The sequence below is a fragment of the Gluconacetobacter aggeris genome, from assembly GCF_014174395.1.
In the GTDB taxonomy this organism is placed as follows: Bacteria; Pseudomonadota; Alphaproteobacteria; order Acetobacterales; family Acetobacteraceae; genus Gluconacetobacter; species Gluconacetobacter aggeris.
In genome coordinates, this window is record NZ_JABEQD010000018.1 from 1 (window position 1) to 22818 (window position 22818).

Below are 22818 nucleotides of genomic sequence, written 5' to 3' on the forward strand. Positions count from 1 at the left end.
AAACTCGAAAGCTATAAAAACGCATAAATCAAAGAAATATGCCCCACAGCGTCCAAGCAGGCTCAATCAAACCCAGGCTAAACCCAGATAAAACCAACCCCTAACAACCCACTCTCACAGGCCGTCAGAACGCCGCCAACATATCCCTTCCATTCCATTATTCTATTGTCAAAGAACAACTTCTAATCCCATCCGCCCCAGAAGGGCCAAAGAAACTAGCAGGTCCAAACCACCAGGTCAAGAACCTCAGCCCCGGCGGTGAACAGCGATCTACACCCCACCCCTAATACCGTCAACAGCGAAAAATGCGCCCCGTCGTTTTTTTCTGACCCGCCGATCAGAAAATGGCGGTTTCAGGCCGTTCTGCCCCGATCGATCAGCATGTTGGTCACGGCCGCCTTGAATGGCGCGAGAGAATCGGCCGCCCGCAGACCGGCGCGACGCAGGTAACGGAAGGGTGATTCGTCACGCGTATAGAGGGTGGCGATGCCATTGGTGGCGGCGAACAGTGGCGCCGTGGCCAGGCGATGACGGGTAGAGAACCGCCGCAGCACCGCAGCCGCCCCAGGATCGCCATCGCGCACCATCCCGGCCGTGATTTCCTGGGCCAGGATATCCTGGCCCTTGAGGCCCAGATTGAAGCCGTGCGCGGTGATGGGATGCATGCCCACCGCCGCATCGCCGATCAACGCGAAGCGCCGCGCCGTGAAGCGATGCGCATAGACCGCCCGCAGCGGATAGACATGGCGCGTGCTGACCAGCCGCATGGCGCCCAGCCGATTGCCGACCCTGGCCATGATCTCCTCGTTGAAGCGGTCGCGTTCCATCGTCCGTAGCGCCTCGATCTGGTCCGGCGGCAGGGTCAGGACCAGGGAGGACGCGCCGCCATTGACGGGCAGCAGCGCGACCGTCTGCCCGTCATCGAACCATTGGGTCGCCACATGATGATGGGGCGATTCATGCGCCATGCGGCAGACCAGCATGGATCGATGGAAATCATGGATGATCGCGCCGATGCCCTGCAGGCGCCGGATGTCGGAAAACCGGCCATCGGCCGCGATCGCCAGGCGCGACGTCACGTCGCCCCCCTCGGCCAGCACGGTCACGCCGTCACCATCGTCCCGCACACGCCGCGTCGCGACGCCCGCGCGCACCACGATACCGGGGCGCGTCACGGCCTCTTCATACAAGGCCTGACGGATCATGTGATTGGAGACCAGATACCCCAGGGCTTCGACACCCTGGCCGTTCGTATCGAAGGTCAGCGGATGGTTGTGCCGTCCGGTTTCCACCCTTGCCTCGCGCAAGGGGGAAATGCCCACCGGGGGGATGCGCGCCCATGCTCCGGCATTCCGCAGCAGCGTGACCGAATGATGGGTCAGGGCGATCTCCCGCCCGTCGAACGCGGGTTCGGCCAGCGCGGCCTGCGGCGCGCGCTCCAGCACGGTGACGGACAGGCCGGCGCTTTCCAGCGACAGGGCCGTGGCCAGGCCGGCGGGACCACCGCCGATGATCGTGACGTCGCTGCGCATCTCGCTCTTCCGTATTCTACTCTTTGTCCGCCCCGAACGTGACCGGCGCGCCGTGCCATTCCGCCACGTACCCAACCACCGGCCGGCGCGGCGGCACGGCCCGGTTCGGGTCCGGCGTGCCGACGAACAGGAAGCCCGCCAGCCGGTGCGGCGCATCGAACCCCAGCGCCGAAGCCAGCGCGGGATCAACCGCCATGTCGCCCGTCACCCACACCCCGCCGAAGCCGGTGGCATGCAGGGCATTGAGGATGTTCATCGCCGCCGCCGCGACCGCCATTTCCTGCTCGATCAGCGGGATCTTGTCCTCGGGGCGCAGATGCATGCCCAGTGCGATGGTCAGCGGCATGGTGGAGAAGCGGGTGCGGCGCTTCTCGATTTTCGCGGCCGGCACGTCCGGATCGCGCGCCAGCATGCCGGCCACAACCAGTTCGGCCAGCTTGGGCCGGGCCTCGCCACGGATCAGCACATAGCGCCACGGCCTCAGGCGGCCATGGTCCGGCGCGCGCATCGCGGTGGAAAGGATATCCTCCAGCACCGATCCTTCGGGCGCGGGTTCGGACAGGGCGTCGGTCGATGAGCGGGACAGCAGGCTGTCGAGCACGGCCATAGGGGCCTCCTTGATCTTGGGCCCCGGCAGCGGTCGCGCGGCCCTGGCCGGCACCATGCAGCAGAAGAAAGGTGAAGCCAATATCCGCCGCCTGCGACCCAGAGGCACGAACAGGGCTGGCAACACTGCGCGCGCCCCATACAGGAGAGTGGCCTAACGCGGCCCACTCCTGTAGGAGAACGGGCATGGATACTGCCCGCACAGCCACGATTCATCGCGTCACCAGCGAGACCGACATCACGCTCCGGCTGAACCTGGACGGCACCGGCCAGTCCCGGATCGCGACCGGAATCGGCTTCTTCGATCATATGCTGACGGCGCTGGCCCGCCATGGCCTGTTCGATCTGGAAATCGAGGCCAAGGGCGACCTGCATATCGACTTCCATCACACCACCGAGGATACCGGCATCGCGCTGGGCCAGGCCTTTGTCCGCGCGATCGGCGACAAGCGCGGCATCCGCCGCTTCGGCCATGCGCTGGTGCCGCTGGACGAGGCGCTGAGCGAAGTGGTGGTGGATATCTCCGGCCGCCCCTTCCTGGCCTGGTCGGTGGATTTCACGCGCGACAAGATCGGCGAGATGGATACCGAGCTGTTCGAAGAGTTCTTCCGCGCCTTCGCCATGAGCGCGCTGCTGACGCTGCATGTCACGCAGAAGGCCGGGCGGAACTGCCACCATATTGCCGAAGCCTCGTTCAAGGCGGCGGCCCGGGCCCTGCGCATGGCGGCCGAGCCCGACCCGCGCGCGGCCGGGAGCATTCCCTCGACCAAAGGCGTGCTGTGACGAGCTATTCCACATGGTTCCGGACTGACGACCGGCTTCCGCCCATCCTGGTGGCCGAGCGCCTGTCCTGGCGGGTGCTGCTGCTGGGCTGGCTGGGGCTGGTGATTCAGGGAAGCTGGATCGCCGGGCTGCTGGCCGGCACCACCAGCCTGCTGCTGCTGGACGCGGTGCGGGCGGCGCATCTGCCGCTGCTGCCGTTCTGGGCCGGGCTGCATCTGCTGCTGGGCCTGTGCGCCGCCGATATCAGAGAGTGGGAATTGCGGCTGAACGGCCTGGCCGCCGGTCCGGTGATCGTGGCGCAGGGGCGCGAGGCCGCGCTGCTGCGCCTGCTGGAGCGCAACCCCACGCTCGCGCGCACCCGTGGCAACCCGGCGGAGGTATGAATATGACATCCGCGACGCAATCCATCGTCGTCATCGATTATAATGGCGGCAACCTGGCCTCGGCCGCGCGGGCATTGGCGCGGGCGGCGGCGGATAGCGCCATCGACGCCGAGGTGACGATTTCGGCCGATCCACAGACGGTACGCGGGGCGGACCGGATCGTACTGCCCGGACAGGGCGCCTTCGCCGACTGTGCCGCCGGGCTGGATGCCGTGCCGGGGCTGCGCGCGGCCATTATCGACGCGACGGATGCGGGGACGCCGTTCCTGGGTATCTGCGTTGGCATGCAATTGATGGCCGAACGCGGGTTGGAACATGCCATCACCCCCGGTTTCGGCTGGATCGCGGGCGAGATCGCGCCGATGGACGCGCCGGGCCTGCGCCTGCCGCAGATGGGGTGGAACCGGCTGGATTTCACACCGGGCGCGCATCCGCTGACCGACGGGCTGGACGAAGACGCCCACGGCTATTTCGTCCATTCCTATGCGCTGCGCCACGGCACAGCGGGCGAACGGGTGGCGACCACCGACTATGGCGGGGCGGTGCCGGCGATCGTGGCCCGCGGCAACCGGGCCGGCACGCAGTTCCATGTCGAGAAGAGCCAGACGGTCGGCCTGCGAATCCTGTCGAATTTCCTGCGCTGGACCCCGGCCCGCGAAGGAGACCGCGCATGAGCGGCATCGGCAGCACCACCCGGGACCAGCCGCGTGCCGAGCGTGTCCAGTCGCTGACGGAAGACGATCTTCAGGCGCTATGCGAGGCGACCGACGCCGCGATCCTGGATGGCGGCGGGTTCGGCTGGCTGAACGTGCCTGGCCGCCAGGCGATGGAACGCTATTTCCGCGGCCTGCTGATGGTGCCGGAGCGCATGCTGTTCGTCGCGCGGCTGGACGGCATCATCGTCGGCGCCGCCCAACTGGTCCGCCCGCCGCGCAACAACGAAGCGCAGGCGATGAGCGCCACGCTGATGCATCTCTATGTCGCGCCTTACGCCAGGGGGCGCGGCCTGGGCCGGCTGCTGCTGCTGGAGGCCGAACAATGCGCGCGGGCCATGGGCTACCAGATCCTGAACCTGGATGTGCGCGAGACCCAGGAGGCCGCGATCCGGCTGTTCCGCACGTTCGGCTTCTATCAATGGGGCACCCATCCCAGCTATGCCCGCGCCGACGGGCGGACGATGCGTGGCCTGTTCTTCACCAAGCGCCTGCAGGAGAATGAGCGGGTCGTGCCCGCCCACCCCCAAGCGTCTTCCGTTCCCATTCCCGCCACAGGACCTGCCAGCGTGACCGGCCACAGCCTGACCCTCTACCCCGCCATCGACCTCAAGGACGGCGCCTGCGTGCGCCTGCGCCGGGGCGAGATGGATGATGCCACGGTCTATTCCGACGATCCCGGCGCGCAGGCCCGGGCCTGGATCGCGGCGGGCTGCGGCTGGCTGCATGTGGTCGACCTGAACGGCGCCTTTGCCGGCAAGTCGGCCAACAGCGCGGCGATCGAAGCCATCATCGCCAACGCCACCGTGCCGGTGCAGTTGGGCGGCGGCTTGCGCGACCTGGGCAGCATCGAACGCTGGCTGGTCGCCGGGATCACCCGCGTGATCCTGGGCAGTGTCGCGGTGAAGAATCCCGAACTGGTCCGTGCCGCCTGCCGCGCCTTCCCCGGCCGGATCGTCGCCGGTATCGACGCGCGCTCGGGACAGGTGGCGACCGAAGGCTGGGCCGAGACCTCGGACATGAAAGCCATCGATCTGGGCCGCCGGATGGAGGATGTGGGCGTCGCCGCGATCATCTTCACCGAGATCAGCCGCGACGGCATGCTGACGGGCATCGACATTCCCCAGACCGCCGAACTGGCGAACAGCCTGTCGATCCCGGTCATCGCCAGCGGCGGCGTCGGCAATATCGAGCATCTGCGCACGCTTCGGGCCGCCACGGTCACCGCGCCGGGGATCGAGGGCGTGATCGTCGGCCGTGCGCTGTATGACGGCCGGGTGGACCCGGCCGACGCACTGCGGATTCTGTCCTGATGCTGAAGCTGCGGGTCATCCCCTGCCTGGACGTGAAGAACGGACGGGTGGTGAAGGGGGTCAACTTCGTCTCGCTGCGCGACGCCGGCGACCCGGTGGAGCAGGCGGCGGTCTATGACGCCGCCGGCGCCGACGAACTGACCTTCCTGGACATCACCGCCAGCCACGAGAACCGCGACACGATCCTGGACGTGGTCAACCGCACCGCCGAGAAGATCTTCCTGCCCCTGACCGTGGGCGGCGGCGTGCGCACGACCGACGACATGCGCCGCCTGCTGCTGGCCGGGGCCGACAAATGCGCGATGAACTCCGCCGCCGTCAGCCGTCCCGAACTGGTCAACGAGGCCGCGCGGAAATTCGGCAGCCAGTGCGTGGTGGTAGGCGTCGATGCCCGGTCGGACGGGCATGGGTCATGGGAAGTGTACACCCATGGCGGCCGAACCCCCACCGGCCGCAACGCCATCGACTGGTGCCGGGAAGTGACCGAACGCGGCGCCGGCGAGATCCTGCTGACCAGCATGGACCGCGACGGTACCCGCAGCGGCTTCGACCTGGACCTGCTGCGCGCGGCCTGCGGCGCGGTGCGGGTGCCGGTCGTGGCCTCGGGCGGCGTCGGCACGCTGGAGCATTTCGTCGAGGGCGCGCGTGCCGGGGCCACCGGCCTGCTGGCCGCCAGCGTGTTCCATTTCGGCCAGTTCACCATCCCGCAGGTCAAGCAGGCCCTGGCGGAAGCCGGCCTGCCGGTCCGCCGCACGCCGGCTGCCAGATCCTGAACGGCGCGAATACCCAAGCGAGGGCCTGATGCCAAAAATCCCGAAGACCACGCGCAAGAACGACGACGCCAAGGCCGCCGGCAAGAAGGGCGTCACCAAGAAGACGGCCCGGAAAAAGGCCGCCCCCGCTGCCGCCATCGTGAAGGCGGCCCCTGCCCTGCCCGCCGAACCGACGGCGACGGCGGAAATCCTGGACCGGCTGTTCAATGTCGTCGTCTCGCGCAAGGGCACCGACCCGGCAGTCAGCCATTCCGCACGGCTGCTGTCGCGCGGCCGGCGCAAGATCGCGCAGAAATTCGGCGAGGAAGCGGTCGAGTGCCTGATCGAGGCCGTGGCCGGCAATACCGAGGAACTGGTCGGCGAAAGTGCCGACGTGCTGTACCACCTGATCGTCATGTGGGTTGATGCCGGCATCCATCCGTCGGATGTATGGGCCGAACTGACGCGCCGCGAGGGCACCAGCGGCATTGCCGAAAAGGCCGCCCGCCCCCGCGACCCGTTGGCGGTCTGAAACAAGGAGGCATGTCCATGGCCATTTCCGGACGGGGTCCGTACGACCCGCAGAACGTCTTCGCCAAGATCCTGCGCGGGGAAATCCCCTGCCGCAAGGTCTATGAAAACGAATACGCGCTGGCGTTCCACGACATCGCGCCGCAGGCACCGGTCCATGTATTGGTGATCCCCAAAGGGCCGTACGTCTCCTTCGCCGATTTCAGCCAGACGGCCGACGAGGCCGAAATCGCGGGCTTTACCCGCGCGGTCGGCCATGTGGCGGCGTCGCTGGGGCTGGAAGACCACGGATACCGCCTGCTGGCGAATATGGGCGCGGCGGCCGGGCAGGAAGTGCCGCATTTCCATGTGCATCTGTTCGGGGGTGCCGCCCTGGGGCCCATGCTGCATCGGTCCTGAGCGGGCGCTTCCTGTCGGGGCTCTGCCCCGACGCCCCGGCAGGAGGCTTGCCTCCTGCACCTCGATTCAGGACAGGGTTGGTGCCCGTCGGGATAGCGGATAAAGTATGTCAAAATATTGCCGCAAACGGGAGCGAACGGGAATGATCGTGTGGAACCGCGCGCCGGTGCGTGCCCTTGCCGTCCTGACCATGCTGGCCTGCCTGCCATCCTGCGAAACGACGGCCCAGAGGATCGCGCAGAAGGAAGACCATCTCGCCGCGGCCGGCTTTGCCCTGAGACCCGCCACGTCACAGCAGCAGCAGGCGATGCTGAACCGCCTCCCGCCCCATCATTTCGTCCGCAGGACGCATGGGAACAGCGTCTTCTACGTCTATGCCGACCCGACCGTCTGTGATTGCCTGTATGTCGGCGACCAGGCCGCCTACGATAATTACCAGAGCTACCGCCAGCAGAAGATGCTGGCCGACGAGCAGCAGATGACGGCCGGGGAATACCGGGACGCCACATGGAACTGGAACGCCTGGGGCCCGATGACCGGCCCCGGCTGGGGCGGATGGAACCCGTCCTGGAACCCCGCCTGGGGCAACTGGGACCCGGGCATGGGACAGTATAACGCCGGCTGGTGAGTCGGGTTATTCAGCGACGCATGGACACCCCTTAGCTGCGCTGGACCCGGGCGGAAACATAGGGTTCCGGTTTGTAGGCCAGATCGGCGACCCAGGGCCATGTCGGCCTGCGACGGCGATTGGCAATATGGACGATATCCTGGTCAATGGCTCCCGGCGAAAGAGCCATGAGCGCCGGATTGGCCAGGGGTTTCATCGTCGGGTTCAGATACCCGCATTTCAGAACGACGATTTTGAAGTTCGTCGGTTCCAGCCCGATATCCCTGAACGCTTCGGCGGCGTGGTAGAGTCGTCGCCGAGCGGACAAGGTGGCGGTGATGCCGTTGAATTCGACGACGGCTTCACCATCTTCCGGATGCGTTACATGCGTCAGATGCCTGACGATCGCCCTGACATGCACAGGCTGGCACATAAGAGGGTCCAGCGTGGCGCCGATGGAAAGCGGCAAGACGGCACCCACGCCCGCCCTGTAGCAGGCATCTGTCGCGGCACGGTCTGTCATTCCACCGAGCAGGACGTCTTTTGCACCCGCCTTGAGCAGGGCCTGCAGAAAAAAGGTCTGGTCGGAGTTTCCGCCCCCACCTGGATTGTCTCCGGAATCCGAAATAACGACCGGATGGGTCTTTGAAGCCATGGCGCGGGCAAGGCATTCATCAATCGTCCCGGTCGGCGCGCCAAAATGGAATTCATGCCTTGAATTCCAGTAACGTTGCGCAAGTTCGGTGGCGATGCGTTTCTGTTCTTCGAGATTTGTACCCGTCACCACGACCGACGCCGCGGAGCGGGGTTCATCCGCCCAGACATATCCAACAAGTTGGGAAACATCGAGGATTCCCGGCAGACGGTTGTACTCGCTCAGGTCCGACCACAGGCGCCTTCCGGGCTCCCATTCCGTACTGCTTTGCTCGCCCGGCAGCAGCACAGGAATGCTTGCCCATACGATGCCAGGGCGAATGCCGTATCGCAGGCAATGGGTCAACATGTCGGTGGCACGCATGACGTTTTCGACGCGATCGACATGAGGCGCTGTGCGATAAGCCGTGAAGGCATCGAGCGTATCGACAATCCGCTGGCTGAGATTGCCATGAAGATCGTAATAAGCGGAGAGCAGGCAGTCCGGCCCCACGACTGAACGGGTCGCCGCGTACCAGTCGCCTTCCGCATCATCCATGCCATCAACGCTCAGGGCACCGTGCATGGCCAGGTAAACGCCATCAAGCGGCAGGAGCTTATGAAGCCGTTCGAGATATTCGGCTTTCAGGGTCTCGTAAGTCGCCCTGTCCACCGGACCGCCTGGCGGGGCGGAGGCTTCCAGTGTGGGCAGGAAATCGACATCATAACGATGCAATGGCTGCGACAGGGGCGCCCCGAAGATGTCGTCTCCCTTGAGAACGGTGAAGTCCGGCATCCGGGACCGAATGCGACTGTACGTGCTGCATTCCGAGGCGATTCCGCCAACGGCGATGCGGGGAACGCCTTTAAAGGCCGGTATCAGTCCCGCCGCACGGCTCTGATTACGACCTGCGAGAAGCCCCGCCGGCAGCATCTTCAAAATCAGTCTACGACGCACGTCGCCAACCCTCTTTGTATCTTGCCAGATTCGACGCGGCAGAGCTGATCGCACCCCACCCATCGGGCACCGAGAGTCATACTGTGAAGGAGGCCGATATTGTTTTGCTATGAAAATTAACTACGCATCGGCACGCCGCCCCCGACGAACAGGGGTGAAGGGGACGACCGTCCCCTTCCGGGTGCAGGGCAGAGCCCTGCGACCTCACCCGTCCAGCGACTGCAATTCGAACAGGCGGCGATACAATCCGCCCTCGTGCGTCACCAGTTCCGCGTGCGATCCGTCTTCCAGCAGCTCACCGTGGGCGAAGACCAGGATACGGTCCAGCCCGACGACGGTGGACAGGCGGTGGGCGATGACCAGCACGGTGCGGCCGAGCATCAGCCGTTCCATGGCTTCCTGAACCAGGATTTCCGATTCCGAGTCCAGGCTGGATGTAGCCTCGTCGAAGATCAGGATCGGGGCATTGGCCAGGAAGGCGCGGGCGATGGCCACGCGCTGGCGCTCGCCGCCCGACAGTTTGACGCCGCGTTCGCCGACCATGGTGGCGTAGCCCTTGGGCAGGCGGTTGATGAAGCCGGCCGCATTGGCCTGCCGTGCCGCTTCCTCGATCTCGGCCATCGACGCGCCGGGCCGGCCATAGGCGATGTTCTCGGCCAGCGAGCGATGGAACAGCACCGGTTCCTGCTGCACGATCGCGATCTGCGACCGCAGGCTGGATTGCGTCACCGTGGCGATGTCGATGCCGTCGATCAGGATCCGGCCCGACGTGACATCGTACAGCCGCTGCAACAGCTTGATCAGCGTGGTCTTGCCCGACCCTGACGGCCCCACCAGCGCGACGCGACTGCCGGCGGGAATGTCGATCGACAGATCCTGGAACAGCGGCCGGGTCTGCGCCCGATAGCCGAAGCCCACATGATCGAAGCGGATGGCACCATGCGTCACGCGCAGCGTGCCGGCCCCCGGCCGATCCGCGACGCCCAGCGGCAGGCGATAGATGGCGACCAGTTCCTCCATCTCGTTCACCGAACGCTGCACCATCGAGATCTGCTGCCCGATATCGCGCAGATAGCCCTGCACCAGGAACACCATGGTCAGCACATACGCCACGTCGCCGGGCCCGGCGCGACCGCGCCACCACAGGGCCAGCACCGCGCCGATCAGCAGCACCCGCATCAGCAGGGCCGCCACATTCTGCAGGTTTCCCGAATTGGTGCCACGTATCCATGACCGCTCGGTCCGAATCTGCCACCGCGCCAGGATGCGCGACAGATGCGCGTCCTCGCGCTCTTCGGCGCCGAACGCCTTGACGACGGAATTGCAGGTGACGGCATCGGCCAGCGCAGCACCCATGCGGGTATCCCACTTATTGGCCAGCCGGGCCGAAGGCGCGACATAGCGCAGGGTCAGCCAGGTGGACATCGCCACCAGCACGACCGAACTCACCCCCAGCAGCAGGCCCATCGACGGCCAATGCGCCGCCAGCACCACCGTGGTTGCCGCCAGCACCAGCACGCTGGGCAGCAGCATCAGCATCAGCGTGTCGGCCAGCGTGTCGGTGGCCCACATGCCGCGCGTCAGCCGGCGCACGGTCGAGCCCGCGAACGTGTTGCCGTGCCAGTCGGTCGAAAAACGCTGCACGCGGGCAAAGGCGCTCTCGGCAATGCCGCGCATGGTACGCGCGGTCAGGTGCGTGATGCCCAGATAGGACATGCGGCGCCCGGCCACGCCCAGCAGGCCCAGCAGCACCAGCCCACCGACCATCCACAGCGCGCCCCGCCGGGCGGCCTCCATCGCCGGAGTGGCGATCGCGCCCCCCGCTGCCCCGCCGGCGGCGCGCGAGACGTCATCCACCATCCAGCCGGCCAGCAGCGGCGTGACCACGTCGGCCACCGTCGCCACCGAGACGCCTGCCAGCGTCCAGGCCAGCGCGCCGGGATGGCGCAGCCAGCGGCGGATCACAAAACCCAGAACTTCGGCGAATTCATTGCGCGCGGGGCGCTCCTGGCCCGACGCGGCTTGTTGGTCTGTCATGATGCTCCGGCCGGTCATGCCGGCCATCCTTGTGCGTCAGCCCCAACCGCGGCGACGGCGCAGGCCGTCGCGTGCCGCGCGGCGCGCGCCCGCGCCGCACGATGGGCATTCCGATCTTGTCCCGGTTTTCGGGCAAATTATCGCCGTGCCGCCCCCGGAACGCAAGACGGCACGGCATTCAGGCATGCCCGACGATTTACAGATCACGCCATCCGGCCGAAAACGGGTCGTCCCCTCTCCACCCTTTCCCGCAGAGACGGCATGACCCGCACACCGACCGCCCGCCCGCCCGGCGCCCGCCGCCGCATGACGCTGAAGGAAGTCGAACGCTTCATCACCCTGCTGGCCGACGCGCACCCCAATGCGGAAAGCGAGCTGGATTTCGTCGACGATTACACGCTGCTGGTCGCGGTCGCCCTGTCCGCGCAGGCCACCGACGTCTCGGTCAACCGCGTGACCAAGGGCCTGTTCCGCGACGCCCCCACCCCCGCCGCGATGGTGGCGCTGGGCGAAGAGGCGGTTGGCGATCATATCCGCACCATCGGCCTGTGGCGCACCAAGGCACGCAATGTCGTCGCCCTGTCGCAGGCCCTGCTGGACCAGCATGGCGGTCGGGTGCCCCACGACCGCGCGGCGCTGGAAGCCCTGCCCGGCGTGGGCCGCAAGACCGCGAACGTGGTGATGAACGTGGCCTTCGGCGACAGCACCATGGCCGTCGATACCCATATCTTCCGCATCGGCAACCGCACCGGCCTGGCCCCCGGCAAGACCCCCCGCGCGGTGGAGGACCAGCTGGTCGCCCGCATCCCGGCCCCGATGCTGCGCCCGGCGCATCACTGGCTGATCCTGCACGGACGCTATGTCTGCAAGGCCCGCCGCCCGGAATGCTGGCGGTGCCCGGCGATCGAGCCTTGCCAGTATACGGGGAAGGTGCTGGCACCGACTTGAGGCTGTTCTTTTTTGAAAAAAAGAACCAAAAAAACTTCTGATCTGTTCAGGGACTTTGTGCTGGGGACACGCGAGACCCTGAACGAGTAAAAGTCTTTTTGCTTCTTTTTCTTCAGAAAAAGAAGGCCTACTCCCGCTGCGCCAACGGCAGAACGGGCATCCCATGCTGCCCCGGCGCCAGCACCCAAGGGCGCGCCCCACGCCAGTCACGGTCCGAGACCACAAGCGGACCACCGGAGCGCAGGAAGACGGCCTGCGCGCCGCTTTTCCATGTCGTCAGCGTGTCGAGCATGCGTACGCCCGGACAACCCGCATCATCGGGCACCAGCGTGATCAGCAGAACCATTCCCGCGCAACCGGCCGCTGGCGCATCCCGCAGGCACACGCCATCGCGGCAGGTCATGATGCCGCCGGGCGCAATCGGCAGCGCCAGGGCCTGCCGCCAATCGTCCTCGACCAGCCGTTCGCCGCCCGGACGCGGGCCGACGCGCAGCACCGCACCATCACGCACCGCCACCGTGCGCCCGTCGGGAGAAAGCAGCAGATCCGGCCGCACGACCAGGAAGGGCACGGCCAAAGCCAGCACCATCGGCCCCACGCCCCACCAGCGCCACCGCCCGGCCCACAGGCAGAGCCAGCACAGGCCCAGCAGCCATATCGCCAGTCCCCAGCCCGGCATGGCGGGCACCGCCAGCCGCGCCGCCGGCCAGCCGGAGACCATGCGCGCCAGATCGAGAATCAGCCCGATGCCCCAGCCCATCGGCACCAGCGCCATGGCCTCCGCCCCCCATGGCATCAGCAGCAGGGACAGCAGGCCCAGCGGCAGGACCCACATCGCCATCAGCGGCACCGCCAGCAGATTGGCCAGCACGAACCAGGGCTGAAGCGTGCCGAAATGCGCCATCACCACCGGCACCGTCGCCCCGCCGGCCAGCAGGCTGGCCTGCGCCAGATGCGCGATGTGGCGCAGGGCCCGCCGCCACCAGCCAGGCTGCTCGATCAGGCGGGCGAAGAGCGGACGCGTGACCTCGGCCCCCGCCGCCAGCGCCATGACGGCGGCCAGCGACATCTGCAACGGGGCCTCCAGCAGGTCGGCCGGCCCGGTCAGCAGCAGCAGGATCGCCCCCACCGCCAACCCGCGCAGCGACAGCGCCCGCCGGCCGGTGACCATCGCCACCACCACCAGCGCCGCCATGGTCAGGCTGCGCAACGCCGGCAGATGCGCGCCCGTCAGCCCCACATACAGGATGCCGGCCGCCAGCCCGGCAATGGCGGCGATCGACCGGCACGGCCAGTACAGCGTCACCCATTCCGAACAGGCCAGCAGCAGCCGCACCACCGCCACCGACACGCCCATGACGATGCCCAGATGCAGCCCCGCCACCGCCAGCAGATGGGCCAGCCCCGCGTCGGCGAACGCGTCGCGATCCGCCTGCTTCATCCCGACGGCGGAACCGGTCAGCACCGCCGTCGCCACCCCGCCCGCGGCACCCGGCAGCACATGCAGGATATGCGCCGATACACGCTCGCGCAGTCCCTCCAGCGACGACGCCCCCGGCACGGGCCCCAGCGCCTGCGCCCGGCCCAGGGCCATGCCACCGCCGGCCGTTCCGTCAAAATAGGCACGACGCTGCCGGTCGGGACCGCCGGGCAGGGACGGAGGCGCCGGTGGCCGCAACAGGGCACGCACCCGCACGACCATGCCCGGAACAGGCACCAGCGGATCGTCGGCGCGCAGGCGCACGCGCAGGATGCGGCGCAGGGGCGGCATGCCGGAATCCAGCGGGTCGTCCAGTACCGCGTCGGCCAGGTCCAGCCGCCGGACGGAGGGACCATCGGCCGGCAGCAGGGCCACGGCCACGATGCGCCCGGTGACGATGGTCGCGCGCGCCGGCAGGTCGGGCAAAGGCGGCTGACGATGCGTGGCCCAGAACGCGGCCAGAAACCCCAAGGCCAGCGTCGCGGCACCTCCGCCGAACACACGAGGCGCCAGCGCGTAAGGCCGCCATGCGATCCAGCCAAGCCCCAGAACGGCAATGCCGGCCCCGGCGAGACCCCCCGGCGTTCCGGGTTCGTGCCGCAGTCGGAAATACCACGCGATGCCCAGCCCCAGCCCGACCGGCAGCCACAGCGCCAGACGCCGTTGTTCCGCCATCAACAGGCCGGCCAGCGCGTCCCGTTCTTTTTTGAAAAAAAGAACCAAAAAACTTCTAGCCTTTTAAGGGGAAGACCGCCGGACAAGGCGGAATGCCGACAACGGATTAAAAGTCTTTTTGCTTCTTTTCCTTCAGAAAAAGAAGAGACAAACGCCCAGGCCCCGCAACGCTCCCATACCGGCGCCCCCTGTCGGCAAACAGCGTCTCATGGTAAGGAGCCGGCTCATGACCGTTCGTACGCGCTTCGCACCGAGCCCGACCGGGTTGCTGCATATCGGCAACGCCCGCGCCGCCCTGTTCAACTTCCTCTATGCCCGCCACCATGGGGGAAAATTCCTGCTTCGTATCGAGGATACGGACCGCGAGCGGTCGACCCAGCATGCGGTCGACGTGCTGTTCGACGGGCTGGCCTGGATGGGCATCACCCCGGACGAGGAACCGGTGTTCCAATCCACGCGCCAGGCCCGGCATGCCGAAATCGCGCATCATCTGCTGGCGCAGAACCTGGCCTATCGCTGCTACTGCACGCAGGAAGAACTGCAGCAGATGCGCGAGCAGGCGATGGCCGAGGGCAAGCCGCCCCGCTACAACGGCTACTGGCGCGATCGCGATCCCTCCGAAGCCCCGCCCGGCGCGCCCTTTACCGTGCGCATCCGCGCCCCGCGCGAGGGCGAGACGGTGATCCAGGACCTGGTGCAGGGCGATGTCCGCGTCGCCAATGCCGAAATGGACGACATGATCATCCTGCGCGCCGACGGCACGCCGGTCTATCAGCTCGCGGTGGTGGTGGACGACCATGACATGGACATCACCCATGTCATCAGGGGCGACGACCACCTGACCAACACGTTCCGCCAGGCGATGATCTATCGCGCCATGGGCTGGGACCTGCCGAAATTCGCGCACCTGCCGCTGATCCACGGGCCGGACGGCGCCAAGCTGTCCAAGCGCCACGGCGCGCAGTCGGTCGTGGAATTCCGCGACATGGGCTACCTGCCCGAGGCCCTGAACAACTATCTGCTGCGTCTCGGCTGGGGCCATGGCGACGCCGAGATCCTGTCGCGCGACGAGCAGATCCAGCTGTTCGACCTGGACGGCGTCGGCCGGTCGCCCTCGCGCATGGATTACGCCAAGCTGTCGCACCTGAACGGCGTCTGGCTGCGCCAGGCCGACGATGCGCGCCTGACCGACGACGTGCTGGAACGCCTGGCCGGGCGCGAGGGCGTGACCGTGGACGACACGCTGCGCGCACGCGTGCTCACGCTGATGCCCGGCCTGAAGGAGCGCGCGAAGACGCTGGTCGAACTGGCCGACAGCGCCGCCTTCCTGGGCCGGCACGTGCCGCTGGCCTTCGACGCCAAGGCCGAGAAGCTGCTGACCGACGAGGCCCGCGCCATGCTGGGCATGCTGGCGCGCGACCTTGCGGTGCTGGCGGATTTCGATGCGCCCTCGATCGACGCCGCCCTGCGTCACTTCGCCGAGAACCACGGCCACAAGCTGGGCCAGGTGGCCCAGCCCCTGCGCGCCGCGATGACCGGCGGCGCGACCTCGCCCGGCATCGACGCCACGCTGGCCGCCCTGGGAAGGGACGAGGTGATGGCGCGGCTGGGAGCCGTCGCCCGATGAACGACAGCCCGCGCGCGGCGCCGCCCCGGTTCTTCCCGCAGCACGGGCGGCACCTGCTGGGTCTCCAGGGCATGCATCCGACCCGGATCGTGCCCTTCCTGGACCTGGCCGAGAGCTATGCGCTGATGAACCGCTCGCGCCAGACGCCGCGCGACCGGCTGCGCGGGCGTACGGTCATCAATCTGTTCTTCGAGGACAGCACCCGCACCCGCACCTCGTTCGAGCTGGCCGCCAAGCGGCTGGGGGCGGACGTGGTGAACATGACGGTGGCCACCTCGTCGGTGAACAAGGGCGAGACGCTGCTGGACACCGCCGCGACGCTGAACGCGATGCGCACCGACCTGCTGGTGGTGCGCCATTCGCAATCCGGTGCGCCGGCGCTGCTGGCCCGCAAGGTCGAGGCCAGCGTGGTCAATGCCGGCGACGGCACCCACGAACACCCGACCCAGGCGCTGCTGGACGCGCTGACCATCCGCCGGCATTTCGGCACGCTGCACGGGCTGACGGTGGCGATCTGCGGCGATGTCAGCCACAGCCGGGTGGCGCGGTCGAACATCCACCTGCTGACGGCCATGGGCGCACGCGTGCGGGTGGTCGGGCCGCCGACGCTGATCCCAGGCGCCATCGGCGCGCTCGGCGTGGATGTCCATTACACGATGGAAGACGGGCTGCGCGACGCCGACGTGGTGATGATGCTGCGCATGCAGCGCGAGCGGATGAATGGCGGCCAGGTGCCCAGCCCGCGCGAATATTTCCGTTTCTACGGGTTGGACCTCAAGCGGCTGGCCCTGGCCCGGCCCGAGGCGCTGGTGATGCATCCCGGCCCGATGAATCGCGGCGTCGAGATCGAAAGCCGCGTCGCCGATTCAGACCAGAGCGTGATCCGCGAACAGGTCGAAATGGGCGTGGCCGTGCGCATGGCCGTCCTCGACCTGCTGTCGCGCGCCGGAGACCAGACGTGACCGCCTCTTCCCTCTCTGCCCCGCCGATCCTGTTCGAGAATGTCCGCCTGATCGATCCCGCGCGGGGGCTGGACCGGCCCGGACGCCTGCTGGTCCAGGGCGGCGTGATCGCCGGCACCGACCTGCCGGGCGCCGAGGGCGTGCCCGAGGGCGCCCGACTGGTCGACGGCGCCGGCGCGATACTGTGCCCCGGCCTGGTGGACATGCGGGTGGCGATCGGCGAGCCCGGATTCGAATATCGCGAAACGGTGGCCTCGGCCGCGCGGGCGGCGGCGGCGGGCGGCGTCACCACCATGGCGGTACTGCCCAACAGCCAGCCGACGATCGACGACCCGGCGCTGGTGCGGCACCTGCGCGCGCGCGGCGAGGAAACGGGCATGGTCTCGATCCTGCCCTATGGCGCGCTGACGCGCGGGTGCGCGGGCACCGAGATGGCCGAGATCGGCCTGCTGGACGAGGCCGGGGCGGTCGCCTTCACCGACGGCACGCGCGCACTGGCCGATGCGCGGATGATGCGGCTGGCCCTGACCTATGCCAGGGGCTTCGACGCGCTGGTGGTCCAGCACCCCGAAGACCCGTCGCTGGCGCGCGGCGGCTGCGCGACGGATGGCGAACTGGCGACGCGCCTGGGCCTGCCGGGCATTCCCACGGCCGCCGAGGCGATCATGATCGCCCGCGACCTGCGCCTGGCCGAACTGACGCGCGGCCGGCTGCATTTCGCCCATGTCTCGACGGCGGAAGGGCTGGAGCTGATCCGGGCCGCCAAGGCGCGCGGCCTGCGCGTGACCTGCGACACCGCGCCGCCCTATTTCGACCTGAACGAAACCGCGATCGGCGATTTCCGCACCTATGCCAAGCTGTCGCCGCCGCTGCGGGGCGAGTCCGACCGGCTGGCCGTCTGCGCGGCGCTGGCGGATGGCACGATCGACGCCATCGCCTCGGACCATGCGCCCTGCGACGCCGACGACAAGCGCCAGCCCTTCGCCGTGGCCTCGGCCGGCGGCACCGGGCTGGCCACCCTGCTGGCCGTCACGCTGGCGCGCGTGCATGGCGGCGCCCTGCCCCTGATCGATGCGCTGGGCCTGCTGACCCACCGGCCCGCCGCCCTGCTGGGCAGCGGCGCCGGCACGCTGGCCGATGGGGCCGAGGCCGATCTCTGCCTGTTCGACCTGGACCGCGCCTGGAAGATCAAGGCCGACGCCCTGCCGGGCCGGGCCCGCAACACGCCCTTCGACGGGCGGGCGGTGGAAGGCCGGGTGCTGGGCACATGGAAGGCCGGGCGCCAGGTCTACGGGCAGGACGCGGCATGATGACCGAGACGCTCCCCGGCTACGTCCTGCAATTGCTGGGGGCCATCGCCGTGCTGGCCTACGGCATCGGCAGCATCCCCTTCGGCCTGCTGCTGACGCAGCTTGGCGGCGCGGGCGATATCCGCGCCATCGGATCGGGCAATATCGGCGCGACCAACGTGCTGCGCACCGGCCGGCGCGGCCTGGCGGCGGCGACGCTGCTGCTGGATGGCGGCAAGGGCGCGTTCGCGGTGCTGTGCGGCTTCATCCTGTCGCCGTTCCATACCGCGCCGGCGATGGCGGTCGCGGCCCTGTTCGCCGTCATCGGCCATTGCTTTCCCATCTGGCTGAAATTCAAGGGCGGCAAGGGCGTGGCCACCGGGCTGGGGGCGGCGCTGGCGCTGTCGCCGCTGACCGGCCTTGCCTGCTGCGCCCTGTGGCTGGGGGTGGCAAAGCTGACGAAGATCTCGTCGGCCGGCGCGCTGGCCGCGTTCGTGGCCATGCCCGTATTGCTGACCCTGTTGAGCGGCGACGGCCTGCGCAGCCCGATTCCGCTGGCGGGGCTGCTGATCGCGCTGCTGGTGATCGCCCGGCATCACGGCAATATAAGTCGCCTGCTCAACGGAACCGAACCGCGAATCGGGCGGAAGACTCCGTGACGCCGGCCGGGCCGCTGGCCGCGCGCCTCCGCCTGGCGCGCAGCGAAGGCGTCGGCCCGGTCGGCTATCGCAAGCTGCTGCTCGATTATGGCGACGCTGAAAGCGCGCTGTCCGCCCTGCCCGCACGAGCGCGCGCCGCCGGCAGGGGGCGCACGCTGCGCATCCCGCCCGAGGACGAGATCGCGGCCGAAATCGCGGGCACGGCAGCGCTGGGCGGCCGCATCCTGATGCTGGGCGACCCCGACTATCCGCCTCTTCTGGCCGCCATCCATGATGCACCGCCGGCACTCTCGATCCTGGGCGACCCGGCCCGGCTGAACGGGTGCTGTATCGCGATCGTCGGCGCACGCAATGCCTCGTCCAACGGTGCGCGCATGGCCGAAAGCCTGGCCGCCACCCTGGCGGCGCACGGCATTACCGTGGTCTCGGGCATGGCGCGGGGCATCGACGCCGCCGCCCATGCCGGCGCGCTGCGCGCCGGCACGACCATCGCCGCCGTCGCGGGCGGCCTGGACCGCCCCTATCCGACAGAACACGCACAATTGCAGGACAGGATTGCGCAATACGGGGCGGTGGTCACCGAAACCCCGCTGGGCGTCGCGCCGCAGAGCCGGCATTTCCCCCGCCGCAACCGCCTGATCGCCGGCCTGTCGCTGGGCTGCGTGGTCGTCGAAGCCGCGCTGCGCTCGGGCAGCCTGATCACCGCCGATCTGGCGGCGGGCTATGGCCGCACGGTCTTCGCCGTGCCCGGATCGCCGCTCGACCCGCGCAGCCGGGGCGCAAATTCCCTGCTGCGGCGCGGCGCGATCCTGACCGAAAGCGAGAACGACATCCTGGCCGAACTGCCCGACGCGGCGGCCGGGGACCTCTTTTCCACCAGCACCGGCAAGCGGCCCGGCAGCCTGGCGCAAAGCACCGCCCCCTGGCCCGAACCGCCGGTCCAGGCCGGTCCCGTACCCCCTTCCGGCCCCGGCGGGACTGTGTCCGATATCCGTCAGGCGATCCTGACTCTGCTGTCATTCACGCCAACGCCGGTTGACGATCTTGTACGGCGCTGCCAGTTCTCGACATCGGCGATCCTGACCGTACTGTCGGAACTGGAACTGGCAGGCGACATTGAAACCCTTCCTGGCGGGAGTGTCGTCCTTCCATCCCAATCCGACGAAGGCTGACGGACGCCGGAACGAGACGCGTGATCCGGAGACAGAATGACTGACGTGGTCGTGGTCGAATCGCCCGCCAAGGCGAAGACGATCAACAAGTATCTGGGAGACGGCTTTACCGTTCTGGCGTCGTTCGGCCATGTCCGCGACCTGCCGCCCAAGGATGGCAGTGTCCGCCCGGACGAGAATTTCGCCATGGACTGGGAAGCCGATGAGCGCGGCAACCGGCAGATCGCCGCCATCGCCAAGGCGCTGCGCGGCGCCAAGAACCTGTACCTGGCCACTGACCCGGATCGCGAGGGCGAGGCGATTTCCTGGCATGTCCGCGCCATGCTGGAGGAGCGGAAGCTGCTGAAGGGCGTGGACGTCCAGCGCGTCACCTTCAACGAGATCACCAAATCCGCCATCCGCACCGCGATGGCCCACCCCCGCGACCTCGACCAGCCGCTGATCGAGGCCTATCTGGCCCGCCGCGCGCTGGATTACCTGGTGGGCTTCACCCTGTCGCCGGTCCTGTGGCGCAAGCTGCCGGGGTCGCGCAGCGCCGGGCGCGTGCAGTCGGTCGCCCTGCGCCTGATCTGCGAGCGCGAAGCCGAGATCGAGAGCTTCAGGAGCCGCGAATACTGGACGGTCGCCGCCCAGTTCACCACGCCCGAAGGCGCGCCCTTCACCGCGCGCCTGACGCATCTGGGCGGCCACAAGCTGGACCAGTTCGACCTGCATGACGAGGCCGGGGCCATGGCGGCCAAGGCAACGGTCGAGGGCGGCAAGTTCGCGGTCCGCTCGGTCGAGCGGCGCAAGGTCCGCCGCAACCCGCCGCCGCCCTTCACCACCTCCACCATGCAGCAGGAGGCCTCGCGCAAGCTGGGCATGGGCGCCCAGGCGGCGATGCGCGTGGCCCAGCAACTGTATGAAGGCATCGATCTGGGCGGCGAGACGGTCGGTCTGATCACCTATATGCGAACCGACGGCGTGCAGATGGCCGGCGAGGCCATCACCGCCATTCGCGACCATATCGGCAGCAGCTTCGGCGCCCCCTATGTACCGGAAAAGGCGCGGATCTATTCCACCCGCGCCAAGAACGCGCAGGAAGCGCACGAGGCGATCCGCCCCACCGATGTCGCCCGCACCCCCGCCGAGGTCGCCCGTTATCTGAGCGACGAGCAGCGGCGGCTGTACGAACTGGTCTGGAAGCGCTCGGTCGCCAGCCAGATGCAGTCGGCGGAGCTGGACCAGGTGATCGTCGAGATCGCGGATGCCGCCGGCGCCGCGACCCTGCGCGCCAACGGCTCGATCATCGCCTTCGACGGCTTCCTGAAACTCTATAGCGAAGGCCGCGACGACGCCGCGACGAAGGACGAGCAGGACGACGAAAGCCGCATGCTGCCGCCGATGCGCGAGCGCGACCCGCTGAAGACCGGCGCCGTCGAGGCCGACCAGCATTTCACGCAGCCGCCGCCGCGCTATTCGGAAGCGTCTCTGGTCAAGAAGATGGAAGAGATCGGCATCGGCCGACCCTCCACCTATGCCTCGATCCTGTCGGTGCTGCGCGACCGCAATTACGTGCGGCTCGATGCGCGGCGCTTCGTGCCCGAAGATCGCGGCCGGCTGGTGACGGCGTTCCTGACCTCGTTCTTCGAACGCTATGTCGACACCGGCTTCACGGCCGGGCTGGAGGAGCAGCTCGACGACATCTCGGGCGGCCGTGCCGACTGGCGCGACGTGATGTCGGCCTTCTGGCGCGATTTCTCCCACGCGGTCGACCAGACGAAGGAGCTGAAGATCTCCGACGTCATCACCGCGCTGGACGCCGACCTCGCGCCCCATTTCTTCCCGCCCCGCCCCGACGGCACCGACCCGCGCGTCTGCACCGCCTGCGGCACCGGCCGGCTGGGGCTGAAACTGGGGCGCTACGGGGCCTTCATCGGCTGCTCGAACTATCCGACCTGCCAGTTCACCCGCCGCCTGGTGGTGGATTCGAAGGAGGAAGGCGAGGCCGACACGCTGAAGGACGGGATGCGGGTGCTGGGCCAGGCCCCGAGCGGCGAGGACGTGACCGTCAAACGCGGCCCGTGGGGGCTGTACGTCCAGCAGGGCGAACCCAACCCCGAGGACAAGAAGGCCAAGCCGAAGCGCGCCACCATTCCGCGCGGCATCGAAGGCGACAAGATCACGCTGGAACAGGCGCTGGGCCTGCTCTCGCTGCCGCGCATCGTCGGCACCCACCCCGAGACCGGCGAGCCGATCGAGGCCGGGCTGGGCCGCTTCGGCCCCTATGTGAAGATGGGCGCCATCTACGGGTCGCTGGACAAGGATGACGACATCCTGACCGTCGGCCTCAACCGCGCGGTCGACGTGCTGGCGCGCAAGCTGGCCTCGGTCCGCACCATTGCGCCGCATCCCAGGGATGGCGAGCCGGTGATGGTGCGCAAGGGCCGGTTCGGGCCGTACATCCAGCACGGCCAGATGGTGGTCAACGTTCCGCGTGGCGAAGCGATGGAAGACGTGACGCTGGAGCAGGCGGTGGCGCTGCTGGCCGAAAAGGGCAAGCCGCTGAAGCCCAAGGGCAAGGCCGCCGCCAAGAAGACCACCGCCAAGGCCACCACCCGCAAGACGGCGGCAAAAACCGCGAAGACGGAGGCCCCCGCCGACGGGGCGGATGCCCCGGCCCCCAGGACCACCCGTGCCAAAAAGGCGGCCCCGGCCAAAGCCGCCGCCGAAGGCACGGCGAAGCGAAGCCGGCGCACGGCCGCCAAGGCCGGGTGACG

20 protein-coding genes are annotated in these 22818 nt (G+C 68.2%); 15 read left to right on the forward strand and 5 right to left on the reverse strand.

All coding sequences use genetic code 11. From position 1 onward, the window contains the following. Window positions 1–353 precede the first annotated feature (353 nt). Both ubiM and HLH36_RS17710 read right to left on the reverse strand, forming a co-directional pair. Window positions 354–1532, reverse strand: a complete 1179-nt coding sequence (gene ubiM / locus HLH36_RS17705; protein WP_182987616.1) for a 5-demethoxyubiquinol-8 5-hydroxylase UbiM — start codon at window positions 1530–1532, stop codon at window positions 354–356. A 16-nt stretch (window positions 1533–1548) separates the two neighbouring features. Then, window positions 1549–2139: a nitroreductase family protein gene (locus HLH36_RS17710; protein ID WP_182987617.1), complete on the reverse strand. Its 591-nt coding sequence runs from the start codon at window positions 2137–2139 to the stop codon at window positions 1549–1551. Window positions 2140–2324: 185 nt separating this feature from the next. Here HLH36_RS17710 and hisB point away from each other — a divergent pair, with 185 nt between their 5' ends. The 8 genes from hisB to HLH36_RS17750 all read left to right on the forward strand — a co-directional run bounded on the left by hisB (window position 2325) and on the right by HLH36_RS17750 (window position 7640). Beyond that, window positions 2325–2921 carry an imidazoleglycerol-phosphate dehydratase HisB gene (gene hisB / locus HLH36_RS17715; RefSeq protein WP_182975705.1) on the forward strand — a complete coding sequence of 199 codons (597 nt, stop codon included), beginning with the start codon at window positions 2325–2327 and terminating at the stop codon, window positions 2919–2921. Next, window positions 2918–3304 (forward strand): hypothetical protein, encoded by a 387-nt coding sequence (locus tag HLH36_RS17720; protein WP_182987618.1) that lies wholly within the window; start codon window positions 2918–2920, stop codon window positions 3302–3304. Before hisB ends, HLH36_RS17720 begins: the two co-directional genes overlap by 4 nt. A 2-nt stretch (window positions 3305–3306) precedes the next feature. Then, window positions 3307–3978 (forward strand): imidazole glycerol phosphate synthase subunit HisH, encoded by a 672-nt coding sequence (gene hisH / locus HLH36_RS17725; protein ID WP_182987619.1) that lies wholly within the window; start codon window positions 3307–3309, stop codon window positions 3976–3978. Then, complete coding sequence (hisA, locus tag HLH36_RS17730; protein ID WP_182987620.1) at window positions 3975–5330, forward strand: 1-(5-phosphoribosyl)-5-[(5-phosphoribosylamino)methylideneamino]imidazole-4-carboxamide isomerase; 1356 nt, start codon at window positions 3975–3977, stop codon at window positions 5328–5330. The genes hisH and hisA overlap by 4 nt, the downstream gene beginning before the upstream one ends. After that, the gene (gene hisF / locus HLH36_RS17735; protein WP_182987621.1) at window positions 5330–6103 is read left to right on the forward strand and encodes an imidazole glycerol phosphate synthase subunit HisF; all 774 of its coding nucleotides are present in this window, start codon (window positions 5330–5332) and stop codon (window positions 6101–6103) included. The genes hisA and hisF overlap by 1 nt, the downstream gene beginning before the upstream one ends. Window positions 6104–6131: 28 nt before the next feature. Next, entirely contained in the window at window positions 6132–6614 is a 483-nt protein-coding gene (locus HLH36_RS17740) for a phosphoribosyl-ATP diphosphatase (protein WP_182987622.1), read from the forward strand. A 17-nt stretch (window positions 6615–6631) separates the two neighbouring features. Continuing rightward, window positions 6632–7012: a histidine triad nucleotide-binding protein gene (locus HLH36_RS17745; protein WP_182987623.1), complete on the forward strand. Its 381-nt coding sequence runs from the start codon at window positions 6632–6634 to the stop codon at window positions 7010–7012. Between the two features lie 142 nt (window positions 7013–7154). Continuing rightward, on the forward strand, window positions 7155–7640 hold the full coding sequence (locus HLH36_RS17750) for a hypothetical protein (protein ID WP_182987624.1): 486 nt from the start codon (window positions 7155–7157) through the stop codon (window positions 7638–7640). Window positions 7641–7671: 31 nt separating this feature from the next. On the opposite strand, the gene HLH36_RS17755 is transcribed toward HLH36_RS17750, so the two are convergent. Both HLH36_RS17755 and HLH36_RS17760 read right to left on the reverse strand, forming a co-directional pair. After that, complete coding sequence (locus HLH36_RS17755; RefSeq protein ID WP_220792908.1) at window positions 7672–9210, reverse strand: M81 family metallopeptidase; 1539 nt, start codon at window positions 9208–9210, stop codon at window positions 7672–7674. Window positions 9211–9414: 204 nt separating this feature from the next. Next, window positions 9415–11247, reverse strand: coding sequence for an ABC transporter ATP-binding protein (locus tag HLH36_RS17760; protein WP_182987625.1), 1833 nt, complete (start codon window positions 11245–11247; stop codon window positions 9415–9417). Window positions 11248–11508: 261 nt separating this feature from the next. Here HLH36_RS17760 and nth point away from each other — a divergent pair, with 261 nt between their 5' ends. Further along, window positions 11509–12195, forward strand: coding sequence for an endonuclease III (gene nth, locus HLH36_RS17765; RefSeq protein ID WP_246377016.1), 687 nt, complete (start codon window positions 11509–11511; stop codon window positions 12193–12195). Window positions 12196–12322: 127 nt separating this feature from the next. On the opposite strand, the gene HLH36_RS17770 is transcribed toward nth, so the two are convergent. Further along, window positions 12323–14350 carry a ComEC/Rec2 family competence protein gene (locus tag HLH36_RS17770; RefSeq protein WP_182987626.1) on the reverse strand — a complete coding sequence of 676 codons (2028 nt, stop codon included), beginning with the start codon at window positions 14348–14350 and terminating at the stop codon, window positions 12323–12325. A gap of 226 nt (window positions 14351–14576) precedes the next feature. Here HLH36_RS17770 and gltX point away from each other — a divergent pair, with 226 nt between their 5' ends. Genes gltX through topA form a run of 6 tightly spaced genes read left to right on the forward strand, consistent with a single transcriptional unit; the run spans window position 14577 to window position 22816 of the window. After that, the gene (gltX, locus tag HLH36_RS17775; protein ID WP_182987627.1) at window positions 14577–15977 is read left to right on the forward strand and encodes a glutamate--tRNA ligase; all 1401 of its coding nucleotides are present in this window, start codon (window positions 14577–14579) and stop codon (window positions 15975–15977) included. Then, a complete protein-coding gene (locus HLH36_RS17780) occupies window positions 15974–16939 on the forward strand; it encodes an aspartate carbamoyltransferase catalytic subunit (RefSeq protein WP_182968577.1) in 966 nt (321 codons plus the stop codon). The genes gltX and HLH36_RS17780 overlap by 4 nt, the downstream gene beginning before the upstream one ends. After that, window positions 16936–18249, forward strand: a complete 1314-nt coding sequence (gene pyrC, locus HLH36_RS17785; RefSeq protein WP_182987628.1) for a dihydroorotase — start codon at window positions 16936–16938, stop codon at window positions 18247–18249. The genes HLH36_RS17780 and pyrC overlap by 4 nt, the downstream gene beginning before the upstream one ends. Further along, entirely contained in the window at window positions 18249–18887 is a 639-nt protein-coding gene (gene plsY, locus HLH36_RS17790; RefSeq protein ID WP_182968595.1) for a glycerol-3-phosphate 1-O-acyltransferase PlsY, read from the forward strand. Before pyrC ends, plsY begins: the two co-directional genes overlap by 1 nt. Beyond that, window positions 18884–20059: a DNA-processing protein DprA gene (gene dprA, locus HLH36_RS17795; RefSeq protein WP_182987629.1), complete on the forward strand. Its 1176-nt coding sequence runs from the start codon at window positions 18884–18886 to the stop codon at window positions 20057–20059. Before plsY ends, dprA begins: the two co-directional genes overlap by 4 nt. Before the next feature lie 36 nt (window positions 20060–20095). Continuing rightward, complete coding sequence (gene topA, locus HLH36_RS17800; protein ID WP_182987630.1) at window positions 20096–22816, forward strand: type I DNA topoisomerase; 2721 nt, start codon at window positions 20096–20098, stop codon at window positions 22814–22816. The last annotated feature ends 2 nt before the right edge of the window (window positions 22817–22818 follow it).